The sequence below is a fragment of the Elusimicrobiota bacterium genome, assembly GCA_016722575.1.
In the GTDB taxonomy this organism is placed as follows: domain Bacteria; phylum Elusimicrobiota; class Elusimicrobia; order FEN-1173; family FEN-1173; genus JADKIY01.
Genome location: JADKIY010000002.1, coordinates 177,307 through 192,015 on the forward strand (window position 1 = coordinate 177,307; position 14,709 = coordinate 192,015).

The 14,709-nt window shown below is 59.8% G+C and carries 11 protein-coding genes; 9 read left to right on the forward strand and 2 right to left on the reverse strand.

The window, feature by feature from the left end:
• The first annotated feature begins 34 nt into the window (after positions 1-34).
• Both mtgA and cls read left to right on the forward strand, forming a co-directional pair.
• On the forward strand, positions 35-793 hold the full coding sequence (gene mtgA / locus IPP68_04380) for a monofunctional biosynthetic peptidoglycan transglycosylase (GenBank protein MBL0349595.1): 759 nt from the start codon (positions 35-37) through the stop codon (positions 791-793).
• Positions 790-2,205 (forward strand): cardiolipin synthase, encoded by a 1,416-nt coding sequence (cls, locus tag IPP68_04385; protein ID MBL0349596.1) that lies wholly within the window; start codon positions 790-792, stop codon positions 2,203-2,205. Before mtgA ends, cls begins: the two co-directional genes overlap by 4 nt.
• A gap of 401 nt (positions 2,206-2,606) precedes the next feature.
• On the opposite strand, the gene IPP68_04390 is transcribed toward cls, so the two are convergent.
• Positions 2,607-3,707, reverse strand: coding sequence for an acyltransferase (locus IPP68_04390; protein MBL0349597.1), 1,101 nt, complete (start codon positions 3,705-3,707; stop codon positions 2,607-2,609).
• 10 nt (positions 3,708-3,717) lie between these two features.
• Positions 3,718-4,521, reverse strand: coding sequence for a rhomboid family intramembrane serine protease (locus tag IPP68_04395; protein ID MBL0349598.1), 804 nt, complete (start codon positions 4,519-4,521; stop codon positions 3,718-3,720).
• 703 nt (positions 4,522-5,224) lie between these two features.
• Between IPP68_04395 and IPP68_04400 the strand changes: the two genes are divergently transcribed.
• The 7 genes from IPP68_04400 (at position 5,225) to IPP68_04430 (ending at position 14,556) form a co-directional block, all read left to right on the forward strand.
• Positions 5,225-6,289: a tail fiber protein gene (locus IPP68_04400; protein ID MBL0349599.1), complete on the forward strand. Its 1,065-nt coding sequence runs from the start codon at positions 5,225-5,227 to the stop codon at positions 6,287-6,289.
• Between the two features lie 26 nt (positions 6,290-6,315).
• Positions 6,316-6,912 (forward strand): hypothetical protein, encoded by a 597-nt coding sequence (locus tag IPP68_04405; protein MBL0349600.1) that lies wholly within the window; start codon positions 6,316-6,318, stop codon positions 6,910-6,912.
• Between the two features lie 529 nt (positions 6,913-7,441).
• Positions 7,442-11,044, forward strand: coding sequence for an efflux RND transporter permease subunit (locus IPP68_04410; GenBank protein MBL0349601.1), 3,603 nt, complete (start codon positions 7,442-7,444; stop codon positions 11,042-11,044).
• A 71-nt stretch (positions 11,045-11,115) separates the two neighbouring features.
• Complete coding sequence (locus IPP68_04415; protein ID MBL0349602.1) at positions 11,116-11,712, forward strand: hypothetical protein; 597 nt, start codon at positions 11,116-11,118, stop codon at positions 11,710-11,712.
• Positions 11,709-12,161: a hypothetical protein gene (locus tag IPP68_04420; GenBank protein MBL0349603.1), complete on the forward strand. Its 453-nt coding sequence runs from the start codon at positions 11,709-11,711 to the stop codon at positions 12,159-12,161. Before IPP68_04415 ends, IPP68_04420 begins: the two co-directional genes overlap by 4 nt.
• The gene (locus IPP68_04425; protein ID MBL0349604.1) at positions 12,158-13,318 is read left to right on the forward strand and encodes a PorV/PorQ family protein; all 1,161 of its coding nucleotides are present in this window, start codon (positions 12,158-12,160) and stop codon (positions 13,316-13,318) included. The genes IPP68_04420 and IPP68_04425 overlap by 4 nt, the downstream gene beginning before the upstream one ends.
• Positions 13,315-14,556, forward strand: a complete 1,242-nt coding sequence (locus IPP68_04430; GenBank protein MBL0349605.1) for a tetratricopeptide repeat protein — start codon at positions 13,315-13,317, stop codon at positions 14,554-14,556. The genes IPP68_04425 and IPP68_04430 overlap by 4 nt, the downstream gene beginning before the upstream one ends.
• Positions 14,557-14,709 lie beyond the last annotated feature (153 nt).

The window sequence follows — 14,709 nt, forward strand, 5'->3', positions numbered from 1 at the left end:
ACAGGGCGGAAGGCGGTTTGTTACAATGGGAGGCATGAAGCGAATCGGCAAATTGGCCGGAACCGGCGCATTGATTTTCACCTTGGCTTACCTCGGGTTTACCCCCGCGGGCCTGGGGTTTTTCGGCCAGCCCGCCCGGGTCCCCACCCTCCGTGAATTGACGACGGCCAACCCCGCCACGACCGCCTATATGGAAATTCGGCGACGGGAGGCGAACGCTCTGGGCAAAAAATGGAATCCGCGTTTTACCTGGGTTCCCTTGACCCGCGTATCCCCCGCCCTGGTGAACGCCGTTTTGGCCGCCGAAGACAGCACTTTCTATCATCACCACGGCATCGAATGGGGCCTCACCCGGGACGCGCTTTTGGAAAACCTTCGGCGGGGCGAAAAGGCCCGGGGCGCCAGCACCATCACCCAACAGGTCGCCCGCAACCTGTATCTCTCCCCGCAAAAAAGTTATTTGCGAAAAATCCGTGAAATGATTTTGGCCCAGCGCCTGGAACAAACCCTGACCAAGCGCCGGATCCTGGAAATTTACCTCAACATCGCGGAGTGGGGCCCCGGCGTTTTCGGCGCCGAAGCCGCCTCCCAGACTTATTTCGGCAAACCGGCCTCGGCGCTCACCTGGGACGAGGCCGTCTCTCTAACGGCGGTACTCCCCAGCCCCCGCCGCCACGCGGCCAACGGCGACCGCCCTTGGATCAACGTCCGTCGGAAGTGGGTGTGGTCCCGGCTCGTTGAAACCCGCCGCTACACGCCGCCGCCCGAAGACCCGCCCGTTCCCGCCCCGTGATTCCCACGGCCGCCCTCAAATACCTCACCGTTATTGACGCCGGCCTGGCGATCCTGTTCTCCATCGTCGTCATTTCCAAAAAACGAGACCCCGCCGTCACCCTGGCCTGGGTTTTGGGATTTTTCTTCCTCCCGCTTTTGGGCGTCCTCCTTTACGTTTTCTTCGGCTATCAACGAATCCGCCTTCGTCGACGCCAAACGCCGAACCCCAGCGGCCGCCTACCGTCCATTCGGGCCCCCGACGCTTTGGCCGCCGTGCCGGAACCCCTGCGCGGCGTGGCGGATTTGGCCGATCGTTTGACCGAATACCCCGTCACCGCCGGAAACCGGGTGGATGTTTTCACCCGGGCCGACGACACCGACCACGCCCTGACCGCCGCCATCCGGGGCGCCCGGCGGCACATCCACATGTGCTATTACATTTTCGAGCCCGATTCCGACGGGATTTTCTTCCGGGACCTCCTGGCCGAAAAAGCCCGGGAAGGCGTTCAGGTGCGCCTGCTCATGGACGCCGTGGGTTCCTTCAGCGTGGACGACGACTTTCTGGCGCCCCTCCGCCGCGCGGGAGCCAGGGTGGATTTCTTCGGCCCCTTCGGCACCTTCCGCCGCCCCTGGGCCTTCAACTTCCGCAATCACCGGAAATTGACCGTCATCGACGGCCACGTGGGCTTTTTGGGCAGTCAGAACATCGGCCACCATTTTTGGCGGGTGGGGTCCCGGCGCATCGCCTGGCGGGAAACCGACGTGCGGTTGGAGGGCGCGGCGGTGGAGGAACTGCAAACCGTCTTCGCCGAAGACTGGCACTTCGTCACCCGGGAAAACCTGGCCGGGGAGGACTTTTTCCCTCCGCCGGCGCCCGTCGCGGCGGGTTCGACGCTGGTCCAGGCCCTGCCCACGGGCCCCGACCGGAAAGAAAACGCCCTCGCCTTTATTTTCGTCGAAGCCCTGCACACGGCCCGGGAACGGGTGACCATCACGACGCCCTATTTCATCCCCACCCCGGCGGTGGTCCTGGCCCTGGAAGGCGCGGCCCGGCGGGGCGTCCGCGTGGACCTGCTGGTCCCCCGGCGCACGGACCACCCGGTGGTCACCTGGGCGGGCCGGAGCTATTTCGACGAGTTTCTGGAAAGCGGCGTGCGGATCTTCGAATACGGCGAGGCCTTCCTGCACTCCAAGGTGGTGACGGTGGACGGCCGGCTGGCCCTCCTGGGTTCCGCCAACATGGACACCCGGAGCTTTCTAATCAACTTTGAATTGAGTCTTCTGGTTTACGATGAAAAAGTCGTGGAACGTCTGGTGCATACTTTCGATAAAACGGCGGGCCAGTCCGTGGCCTTCGCCGCCAGGGCCGCTCGGGCCCCCGTCCGTCATTTCGCCGAAGGCCTCTGCCGGGTCCTTTCCCCCCTTCTTTAACCCTTAAAAGCCGGTTGATTGGGCTTGTCCGTCCCAGGGCTTTATTTTTTTTCGTCATCCCGGTACGGGCATAACCGGTATCCAGACCGACTCAAACCGCAGGACCCTGGATCCCGGCTAAAATCAGGCCGGGATGACGCACTTATCGACGGGAAATGCCCTTACCAAAACCGCATTGGCTTTAACCCTTAAGATTGGGTTTGTCCGTCCCCTATGCATTTTTTTCTCGTCATCCCGGTATGGGTCTAACCGGGATCCAGACCGAGGCAAACCGCAGGACCCCTGGATCCCGGCTAAACAAACGCCGGGATGACGACCTTGACTGAATTAAACAGGGGATTTATCCCGGGTCCTCCTCCCCCCTTGAGGGGGAGGAGGGAGGAGGGGGGTGCCTCTTTCCGTCAAAGAGAATCCGCCGCGGGCCTTCGAAAGATTCGTAAACCGCCAAAAGCTCGATCGAAAAAGAACCCCAATTTTTTTCGCAGAGTCGAACGAAAACGGTTTTCGATCAAGCCATGGACCGCGACAGCGGCCAATATCAACGGAACGGTCAACAGCGCCCGCCCCCCCGGGGTTTTTCCCCAGGGGAACAAAGCGAACAAAACGTACCCCACGTCCTGGTGAAGGAGATAGAGCGGATAGGAAATCGCTCCCAGGGCCACGAACCACCGGCCCAAGGGCCGCGTGCCGATGGGTTGGTGCCAGAATTGGTCCGTCAGCGCCCCGAAAACCAATAGAACCCCGCAAAGGAACCCGAATCCGACGGACAAGCCGTCCATGGGCAGGGACGGCGCCTTTTCGCCCCCCATCCAGGGCAGTGCGGCCAACGCGCCCAGGGCGGCCAGCCATTGCCAACCGCCCCGGCCGGGATTTCCGTGGCGTATTTCCCAACCGGCCATTCCGAGGAGGAAAAGCGGCAGGTAGGGAAAAAAATCCGTCCAGTAGCCGGGCCCGCCGAACCGACCCAAAAGCGCGTTGCCCAATAAACTCACGCCAAAAATCACCCAGAAGGGTTTGAGGCGTGGAAGGGCGAAGAAAGCCAGGCCGATCAGCCAATAGAATTTAAACTCCACCAGGAGGGACCAATAGGCCCCGTCGACAAAGGCGTAATGGTTGACCGGCGCGCCCCAGAGGCGCGGCAAAAGAGTCGGAAGGTTGATGGCGGGAAGGAAGACCATGGTTTTGGCCATGTCCATAAAGCCGTGGATCCGGTCCGGCCGGGCCAGGGGAAAGCCCCGCTCCACCGCCGTCGTTAAAACGGCGCACACCCAGAGGGCGGGCAGGAGCCGGGCGTAGCGCTTGGCCAAAAAGTCGCCCAGGGAGGCGCTTCCCCGCACGCTCGGCAACATGCAGTAGCCGCTGATCATGAAAAAAAGGGCCACCCCGTAAACGCCGATACGGCCCACGGGGTCGGCCAGTTCGAAGTGATAAAAGAGGACCGCGGCGATGCTGAGCCCCCGCAGGGCGTCGATGGCGCCTTCGCGGGATTTGTCGTCGGTCAAGGGCGGGGGTTCAACGTTTTGTTTTCATCCGGGAATAGCGATCCATCAGGCGCTGTTCCTCGGCCGTCAAACTGTCGATGCCGTCGGCGGAAATCTTTTCCAAGATCCGGTCCACTTCCTGGCCCAGCTCGTGAAACTGGACGACTTCTTTTTTTTCCTTCCGCTGGATGGACCAATCCCCCACCCGCCCCAGGGCCCGGCGGAGGTCGTAGCGCAGCGTTCCGGATTTAAGATACAGAAAACCCGTCAACATGCCGCCCAGGTGGGCGATGTTGGCCAGGCGCGAGTGGGTCCCCGCGAAGCCCATGAGGAATTCAATGGCCGCGAAGAGGATCACCGCCTGCCAGGCCCGCATGGGGATCATGAAATAGATGTAAAAGACGGACATGGGGGACATCATGGCGAAGGCCACCAAGAGGCCGTAAATGGCGCCCGAGGCCCCGATGACCGGGAAAATGGAGTTGGGCTCCAGCAGAAGGTTAAAGGCCGCCGCCCCGACCCCGCAGAGGAAGTAATAAAACAGGAACGACCTGGTCCCCCATCGGTTCTCCAGTTCCCGCCCCAGGGACCAGAGCATGAAGAGGTTGAAGAGCAGATGGAAAAATCCGCCGTGCAGAAACAAATAAGTGACCGGCTGCCACAGCCAATACTCGTGCACCACCATCGTCGGGGTGAGCCCGAAATAGCGAATTAGGGATGGGCCGCCCGCCGCTTCCAGGAACCATTGGAGGAGGAAAACAATTCCCGTGGCGGTGAGCAAAAACTTCACCGCCGGCGGCAGGGACCGGTAGGAGAGGGGTTGGTTAAATACCATTTTCACTCATTTCAAATCGTCGTCCCGGCGTGCCTGTAGCCGGGACCCAGAACGACGTGAGGACGGACCACCCCTTGGATCCCGGCCAAAAACCCGCCGGGATGACGAAAAGATGGGTCAACCGGTCTCTCACCGGCATGACTCGGCAACGTTGTCCCTTGAATCGAACTGGTATTTTTTTCGGTGCGGTTGGGCTTGATCAATTAATTTTCCGTGCTATAATCAAAAAGATTTACATCCCGTTCCTGACCTCAAAGTATTATCAACAGCGATCCAGGAGGCCCGTCATGGGCGTTAAAAAATCAATTTCACGGACATGGTATATCTTTCTCGCGGCCCTGACGAGCGCCGCCATTGCCCACGCGGGGGTTCCCACCAAGATCACCTACCAAGGACGGGTTTTCAAATCCGGCGTCGCCGTGACGGGATCCCACACGCTGAATTTAACCGTCGTTGACGCAAACAATACAGCCGACCGTCGAAGCATCGCGCCCATTAATGTTACCTTGCCCGCGAACGGGGAATTTAGCGTGACCTTTGATCTCCCCCGGATTCGAATGGGACACCAAAGACCCGCAATTGGAAGTGAAGTCGACGGTGATTTATTGACCCCCTGGATGATTTCGGCGTCACCCCCTACAGCCTCTTGGCCTCCAGCGTGGCCGCCAACGGTGTTTCAACGCGCTCTTTGCAGGACGGCTCCGTGACGAACGTCAAAGTTTCGACGGTGTCCGCCTCGAAAATCATTCTACCCGGCGGCTCCACCCCCATTTCCACCTGGCAATTGGGCGCCGGCAATTTCATCGACGCTTCCAAAGTCGCCCTTCCCGGCAGCACCGCTACCGTCGCCTCCTGGCAATACGGCGCTACCGGCTTCATCGATGTCGCCAAAGTGACTGGCACCATCCCCACGACTCCCGTGGCCCACGCCACCTCCCACGGACTGGTCGGCACAGACCCATTGAACGGTCTTTCCCCACTACAAATTTCAGGCTCTGCCGTGGTTTTGCGTTCCACATCGTCCCAAACCATTCAGCCCCAGGTCGGAAGTGATGTGGTTCCCTTAGTTATTAAACCCAACGCCAGCGTTCCTGCAGGGAGCATAAACGCTCTTGAGGTATTTACGAATGCCTCGACCACGTCCGTGACAATTCGCGGGGATGGCTTAATGACGGTAAAGGGAACATTGACAGCCAACGGGCCAGTGAACGCCACCAACGGGCTGACAATTACCGGGAGCCTAAACGTCAGCACGATTGTGCCGAGCGGGAATTTGAATATTAGCGGGCGAGTTCGCGATAATTACGGCTATCTCGTCCCCCCCGGAACGATTGTGGCTTTTGCCGGAACGACGGCGCCATCCGGTTGGCTATTATGCGATGGCTCCACAAAAGACAAGTCAATCCAGCCCGAGTTAAGTGAGTTAAAATTAGTCCTGGGGTCCACCTATGGGGCAGAAACTGCAAATACATTCGTTCTGCCAAATCTAAAAGGACGCGTTCCGATGGGATCCGGAATTGGCGCCAGCGCGACCAATTGGACGATTGGAATAAGCACTGGATCGGAAACATACACGCTTTCGATAGCTCAAATCCCACCGCACCATCATGGTGGAGTTGTTATTAGCCATACGACAGATGAATTTTCCGCCAATAATAGCCAAGCAATTAAAACAATAACCTACGGCAATACTCAGGATGAAGGCGGTGGTCAGCCCCATCCCATCATGCAACCCTCCTTGGTCGTAAATTACATAATTAAGTACTGATTTATTTTTTAAAAGGGCAATTCAAAATGAAAAGGTTTCTTCCACTATTGCTTGCCGCAATCAATCTCATTTCCCCCCTCAAGGCCGCCGATCAATCCGTTCAGTCGACGATAAATCGGATGGCCAACGAGTTAACGGCCACTTACCGATCCAAATCACCCAACGCGAAGCGAGCGCGCCTGGCCATTCTGGACCTTCAAGCCAGCGAAGATTTAAACAAACAACGTATTGGACCGGCGCTCACAGACATGATCACCAACGAATTCGTCAACAAATCCGATTTCATCGTCCTTGAGCGTGAACTTTTCGGCAAAATCATGGAAGAACACCAACTCCTAGCCAACTTCGGCGACGTTTCAAACGCCATCAAGGTAGGAAAGGTTTTGGGGGCTGAGGTGGTCTTGCTTGGGAGTGTCACCCAATTCAAAAGCGACCTTCGAATCAACCTGCGCTTGGTAAACACCGAAACAACCGAAATACTTAGCACCACATCCGGCATGGTTTCATTAAGCGAATTTTCCAAAGAAAATCCAATTTTCCCAGGATTTGTCCCTATCACTCAAAAAATCGGCTTATTTGCGGTCTTTGAATATCGTTTCCTGGCAAAACGAACACACCAATAATAACCTCAGAAGGTGCAAGAATTAATGAAATTAATGTTTCAAATTTCTCTTTAGGTTATACAGGCTTGGGGATTCGTTACTTCCCAACAAGGATTATTTTTATCGAAGGATCAGTCCTCCAAGTAAGCGGCAACAATAACACCAGCAAATCGTTCAATATTTCGGGAAATTCAGGGATAATTGGCAGTTTTCAGGCAAAGGGCAAAGCTTTACGGTTCAGATTTGGAACAAAAAGAAAACATACTGAAAATCTTTGTTTCCTCCTCTCTCGGCTTTTCGATTCAAAAACTTGACCTTGCGACTGGCGTGGTTCTGCGAATGGAATCCCAAACCTATCCAAAACAGTCCCTAATTTCAGCATTGGTGCAACCATGAATATTCAACAAAGACTCGCGATTGGCTTGCAAATTCGATGCGATCTAAGGAAACTTGATGTCCAAAGAAACAGGCTCAAATCAAAAAGTATATTCCCTCAACCCGTTAGTCATTTCCCCTCAACTCACGTTCTATTTCTAGTCTGAAACAATAATTGCCCGACAAATCCCTCACCCCCATCTTTCTATTCGCCGCGTTTATGTTGGGCACGGCGCGGTTTGCGCCGCGGTGGGCTTTGCGGCGGCCGGCCCTGGTGGGGGTTCTTACGGCGGCGCTCGTTGTTTGGGGCATCGTTTCCATGCGGGGGCTCCCGGTGGAGCTCATGCCCAACGCGGCGTCGGACACCGTCACCGTCACGGTGGGCGTCCGGGGCGGCATGTCCCCCACGGACGTGGAAGCCCTCATCGTCCGCCCCCTCGAAGACGGGTTGGGGGACCTCCCCCGCCTTAAAACCCTGATCTCCAGCGCCAAAAAAGACCGGGGCGTGGTCACCCTCGATTTCCACCCCGGGGTCGACATGAAGCGCGTCACCGCCGAGGTGAACGAACGCGTGGACCGCGCCCTGGCCCGCCTGCCCGCCGAAATCGAAAAACCCGTTATCGCCCACTTTGAGGAAAACGACGCCCCCGTCTACATCGCCGCGGTCCTAAGCGACCGCCTCTCGCCCGAGAGCGTCCGCAAAATCATCGACGACAACATCAAAGACCACCTCCTTCGGACGCCCGGCGTGGCCAACGTGGAAATCGGCGGTGGGCGGGAAGGCAAGATCCTGGTGGAGCTCAACCGGGATCGCCTGGCCGCCTACGGCCTTTCCCCCCACCAAATCACCAGCCTCCTGGGCCGCCGGAACGTCGCCCTTCAAGTCGGAAGCGTCACCGGGGACGCCCGCGTGACCCCCGTGCGGCTCGTGGGCACCCTTAAAAACCTGGAGGATTTCCGAAAGGTCGTGGTGGCCCGGGACCCGTCGGGAGGCACCGTCCGGCTGGAAAACGTCGCCACCGTGACCGACAGCTACCTGGAACCGGAGAGCCTCTCCCGGTTGAACGGCCAGGCCGCCGTGTCGCTCTACGTTCAAAAAGAATCCTCCGCCAACACCCTGCGGGTCGTGCGTGACCTGGAAAAAGCCTGGGACAAAGCCTGGCGCAACCTGCCGGCCGGAACGCGGAAAGACCTTCGACACGTGGTCGTCTCCAACCAGGCCCTGGGGATATTGGCGGCGGTTGTTTCGGTTCGTGTGTCCCTGGCCTGCGGGATTCTGTTGATCCTCCTTTCCCTCTGCCTTGTTGAAAGCGAGCGCCTTTCCACCAAGCGCATGGCGGGCGTCGTCATGGGAATGCTATTGGCGCTCATGTGCGTTACCGCCCTGCTTAAAATCAGCGACGCCCGCATGGAGCCCCTCTACTGGATACTTCTGGGGCTATTTCTCCTATTGGCTTTTTTCGACCCGGACATCCGGCCTGGGCTCATCGTGGCGGGCAGCATGCCCCTTTCGGCGCTTTTCTGCTTTCTGCTCTTCCAGGCCTGCGGGTTGACCCTGAACGTCATGAGTCTCTTCGGCCTGGCCCTGGGGCTCGGCATGTTGGTGGACAACGCCACCGTGGTCTATGAACACATCAACGAACTCGGCCTCCCCCCGCCCGGCCCGGCCGCCCGGGAAGCGGCGCTCAAAGCCACGGAGGAAATGGTCATCCCCTTGATCGGCGGCACCGTCACCAACGCCATCGTTTTCGTTCCCTTTCTTTTTCTGTCCCGGGAAATCCAGTTGATGTACACCGACGTGGCGGCGGCCGTGGGGGCCTCCCTCTTCGCCTCCCTGGGAATTTCCTTAACGGCGGTTCCCCTACTGGCCTCGGGACTCATGCTTAAAGGCGCGCCGAAATGGCCGACGTTCCCGGGGCCATTCGAATCCCGGGCCAAAAAATGGGGCGAGGGCTTAAACAGGTTGGGGACGGTTTTGTGGGAGCGCGGTGCGGCCTTCTCAAAGCGCGCGATGGAGAGAGCCCGGGCCTTTTACGCCGCCCGACTTAAGCCCCGTTTCAATTCACTGGCCGGGCACCATTCCCTGGCGGGTTTGCCGCCCTGGGCAGCGCTGGTTTTGTTTGTGGTGTTGTTTGCTGGGTTGTGGGCGCTCGGGGGCAAGACGCCGGCCAAGATTTTCTTTCTGCTCACGGCCCTGGGGCTCACGGCGGCGGGCTTCGCGCTTTTCCGGGGTTTTGAGCGCCACTGGCCGCGCCTTTTTCACCGTCGGGCGGAAACCCTGGCCGCGGCGCTCTTGCTGGCGGCGGCCGCCACGGCGGTGATTTTTAAGGCCACCGAACGGGACTTTCAAACCTCCGGGGAATTGGACGAATTCGTCGTCTTTCTGGAACTCTCCTCGGGGGTCCGGCTGGAGGTGTCGAACGCGGTGGCGGCCGAGGTGGAAAAGATTTTGGACACGGACCCGGAGGTGGCCCCCACCATCAAAACGGCCGTCAGCCGGGTGGAAGGTTGGTCCTCCAAAATTTACGTCACCCTCGTTCCCCGGGCCCAACGGCGATTGAGCGCCGAGCAGGTTCAGGACCTCCTTCGGGTGAAGCTCAAAGGCGTGGGGAGCGACAAGGACCCCAACGCCTTCGTCCACTTCTCCAGCCCCCGAACGGGGCAGGAAATCACCGTGGAAGTCCTGGGCCCCGACTACGGCGTCTTGGAACAGTTGGCCCAGCAAATTTGCGGCTCACTGGAAAAAATCCCCGGGCTTTCCGACGTTAAAATGCGCTACCGCCCCGGCCGGCCCGAGGTCTTGGCCGTGGTGGACCCCGACCGGGCGGCCCGGGCCGGCCTTTCCGCCGAGGCCGTGGCCGAAACCACCCACGCCCTGGTGCGGGGCCTTCGGGCCACCACCTTCCGCACGGGCGGCCGCCAGACGGAAACCATCGTCCGCCTCCGCCGGGAAGATTCCGAAAACCTGAACGCACTGGCGGACCTGCCCCTGGGCGGCCCCTCGGGCCGCACCCTGCGGCTGACGGAGGTGGCGGACCTCACCATGTCCAAGATGCCCAACGAGATTTTCCGGGAAAACAAAGCCCGGCTCATTCAGATCACCGCCAACCGCACGCGCCTCTCCCTGGGCCGGGCCGCCGAGGAAATCCAGGCCGCCCTGGACGCCATGAATTTCCCCCTGGACTACCACGCCGCCCTGGACCGGGAAGTGACGGACATGGCGCGGTCCATCAACCAACTGACAGCGGGCATCTTGGTCATGATTTTTCTTGTGTACGTGGTGCTGGTGGTTCTCTTTGAATCCCTGGTGGAACCCTTCATCATCCTAAGCGCCGTCCCTCTCTGCCTGATCGGCGTGGCGGGCGGGTTGGTCTTTTTCGGCCTTCCTTTAAGCACCGGGGTGCTGGTGGGGGTCATCATGTTGGCCGGGGTGGTGGTCAATAACGCCATTATGCTTTTAGACCATCTCAACAACTACACCGACCGGCACGAGCCCCTGGCCGACCGGCTAAAAAAGTCCGTTTTGGCCCGCATGCGGCCTATTTTCCTGACTGCGGGAAGCGCCGTTTTGGGTTTTCTACCCATGATGCTGGACACCTCCGAAAGCGGCGTTCTGTGGCGGCCATTGGCTGTGACGCTCGTTTTCGGGTTGATTTTCTCTACTGTTTTGACACTTTACGTCACCCCCGCCTTGACCCACTTCCTATTAAGGGACATCCCCCAATGGCTGGCCAGACGACGGTTTCTAGCCAAAATAGCCCCCAACCCCGCCGCCTAGCCGTTTGTTACAACTGATTTACTTTTCGTTCATCACGTTTTTATCCTCTCCGTGATATACTCTGCGCTACCGTGAAACTCCGTCTCAAACTACTCTCCATCAGTATTTTAATTTCAGCCCCCCTCCGGGGCGAAATTCACGACCCGACCGGCTCCGGTCTGCGGGTGACGGACGTGGTGGGGTTCTCCGGTCAAATCATCTCAAGCACCACGAGCCTTCGATCCGCCTCCAGCATCGGCGTTCTTGGCTCCACCATTACTCTTCACGCCACCTCGGGACTCGAACTGCGCACCGGACTTTGGGGCGGCGGGCCCTCGCTCAAATCGACTGCCCTCGAACAAACCATCATCTTTGGCGCGCCTCGAACCGCCCGCCTCGTGATCCCCCCGGGAGCCATCGCGCGGGACTACGCTGTCTTCACCGGCACCAGCCCCGCCACGGAGCCCTTGAACGCTTCCCCCGCTATTCTCCAAACCGCCACGCGCAATCTGGCGCGGGCCAGTTCCTACAGCAACCCGGCCAACGGCCGTTTGTGGGAAATCTACGTTCAAGACGATAACGGTATTAAGCAATCCGGCGCTCTCCTTCGCTCCGCAACGCTCACACTTCCCTTTGACGACGTCGACCAGGACGGGCACGTGGACGGCAGCGCGCCCCCGTTCGCGTGAAAACTCTTTCCATCTGGTGGCTAGACGAAGTCCATTCGCTGTGGGTCAAAGTCCCGAACCCGACGATCAACACTTCCAGCCAAACCGTCACGGCGCTCATTCCCCACTTTTCGGTCTACGCCGTCATGGGAGCGCCCTCCTTCGACCCCTCGGAATCCTTCGCCTTCCCCGTGCCCTGGCGGCCGGCGGGGCCCAACGCCGGAAGCGCGGCGGGCCAAACGGGCACCTTGGCGGGCGGCATCACCTTCACCAATTTGCCGGACGCCTGCACCATCCGCCTTTACACCCTATCGGGCGGGTTGATCCGGGAGATCAACCACAGCGTGGGCCTCCAGGAAACCTGGGACGGCCGAAGCGCCGACGGCGAGAATGTCGCCAGCGGCACCTATGTCTGGGTCGTGTCCGCCAACGGCTCCAAGAAAACCGGCAAACTGGCGGTCATCCGATGATCGGCCTTCGCCGATTTTCCGGCAAAATTCTTTTTGGAGGCGCGATCGCGTTTCTTGGCTCGACGGGTTGGGCTTCCGATGGAAGCACCGGGGCGGAATTTCTAAAGATCGGCGCCGGAGCGCGGCCCGCGGCCCTGGGCGACACCCAGGCGGCGCTGTCCGAAGGCGCCCTGGCGGCCCTCTGGAACCCCGCGGCCCTGGGCGGCCTTTCCTCGGCCGAAATCAGCCTCACCCACAACCGGTGGTTTGAAGGCATCCAGGACCAGCGCTTTGTGGCCGCCGTCCCGACCAAGTCGGTCGGCACCCTGGCCCTGGCCTACGAACGCCTGGCCATCAACGACTTTCTCTCCTTCGACGCCCAGGGCACCAACACCGGGGCGGTCAACTCCGGCGACAGCGTGATTTCCCTGGCCTGGGGGCGAAACCTCGCCCAGGGCGCCACCGGCGGCAGCGGCCTCTACGCCGGATTGGCCGCCAAAAGCATCAACGAAAAAATCGCGGGCGTCAGCGCCTCGGGCTTCGCCTTGGATTTTGGATTTCTGTTCCGCCCCTGGGGCCTCACCGCCCAACGCCTCCCCTGGGTTCGCCGCTCCAGCCTGGGCTTCTACGCGAAGAACCTGGGCCAGGGCCTCAAATTCGACGAGGAAAACGCCCCCCTTCCGACGGAATACGACCTGGGCGCGGGCTACAGCCAACCCCTGGGCGGCGACATTCTTAACCTCGGCCTCGATTACCACCTGGTGACCGGCGAAACCGCCGCCGTGAGCGCCGGCATGGAATATTGGATGAAAAACCTTCTGGCCCTCCGCCTGGGCTACCGGACTTCCGACGTGAACGGCCTGGGTTTCCGCGCCGGGGCGGGTTTCAAGGTCGGCAAAATCCAGGCCGACTACGCCTGGGCCGCCACCGGCGAAGATTTCGGGCCCTCCCACCGGATCACTCTCACCTACCGTTTTGGTCCCGCCGCCGTGGCCCCCGGCCTGGCCGCCGACCTGGTCGACGACTACATCGCCCGGGGCAAGCGCCACATGGAACTGGGTCTCTACGACCGCGCGATTTTGGAATTCAACGAAGCGCTCTCCATCCACCCCGGCGACGAATCGGTCCGGGCCCTGCTGATGGAATGCGGCGAGAAAATGGAGAAAGCGGCCCCGTGAGCCGTTCCGCCGTTTTCGGCGCGGCGGCCCTCTTCCTTTTACCGTCGATCGCCCAAACCGCTCCCCCCGTTCCCGAGGCGGCCATCGCCCCGGCCAACGATCTCAAACAAATCCTGAAAACGGCCCGGCAATTGGAATTGAAGGGCGATTACCGCGCCGCCTGCCGGACCTACCTCTCCGCCCTCCCCGATCACGCCGCCGACCTTCGAATCCAAACCGGTCTCAAGCGCGCCGCCGGCGCCCTGGCCCGGGACATGGACGCCCAACGGCAAAAAGCCACGGACCGCTACGTGCGCGACGCCCAAATGAGCGCCGACCGGTCCTACGCCTACCAGAAAAGCCAGCGGGACCGGGTCGTCAAAGCGAAACGGTTGATTTCGAAGGGCCAATACCTGGCCGCCTCGGACGCGCTGAACACGATATTGGAGGAATCTCCCGGCATGGACGAAGCCCGGGACCAGTTGGACCGCGCCACGCGGCTCATGGCGGGTCGGCTCAAGCGCGGCAAGTTTCCGACGGTGCAACACCAGGCGGTCTGGGAAGGACTTGTCTTTTACAATCGCGCGGATTTTGAATCCGCCGCCCGCTCCCTGCGCCTGGCCCTCAGCGCCGGTTCGATTCCGACCGATCTCGCGGACGCCCGGGTGGAAAATTACGCCGTGCTGGCCGAGAAGAAACAGGCCCTGGCCCTCTGGCGCCAGGAGCGGCAAATCCTCCTCCTCAAAGCCGAGAACGCCAAGAAAGACGGCGACCTGGCCGCGGCCAAGGCCTCCTACGAACGAATTTTGAATAAAGACCCCGGCGACGCCGACGCCCGAGCCGGCCTGGAAAACCTGGGCTCCGTCGTGAAAGCCGTCGAAAAAGCCGTGGTCAAAGAAGTGCGCCGCAAGGAAGTCCCCGACCTCCTGGCCAAGGGCACCATCGACATGGTCCACGAACGTTACACCGACGCCCTGGAATCTTTTCACGCCGTTTTGCAGTTGGAACCCGACAACGCCGAAGCCAAGGAACAGATCAACGAAGTGCAGCGGCTCATGAAAGGGCGCAAGCTCTACGTCCCCCCCGTGAACGTCAAGAGCGCCGCCGACGATAAATACCGGGAAGGCCTCAAACTCTACGGCAACGAACAATATTCCGAAGCCCAGGCCGCCTTTGAAGAAGCCCTCCAAATCGACCCCAAGCACGACGACGCCCGCCAAGCTCTCAAACGCTTAAAAGACCAAGCCAAGCAACCGTAAATCGGCTCCCGTTTTTCCCCGCCGTTTGGATGTAAAATCATTGGAAACTATCTGTTTTTACTGATTGACATCTTTTATATTCCGTAATATAGTAGTAGCAACTCACCCAGGGCTGCATACTTCTTTTAAATACTAATTCGACGCGAGGAAACG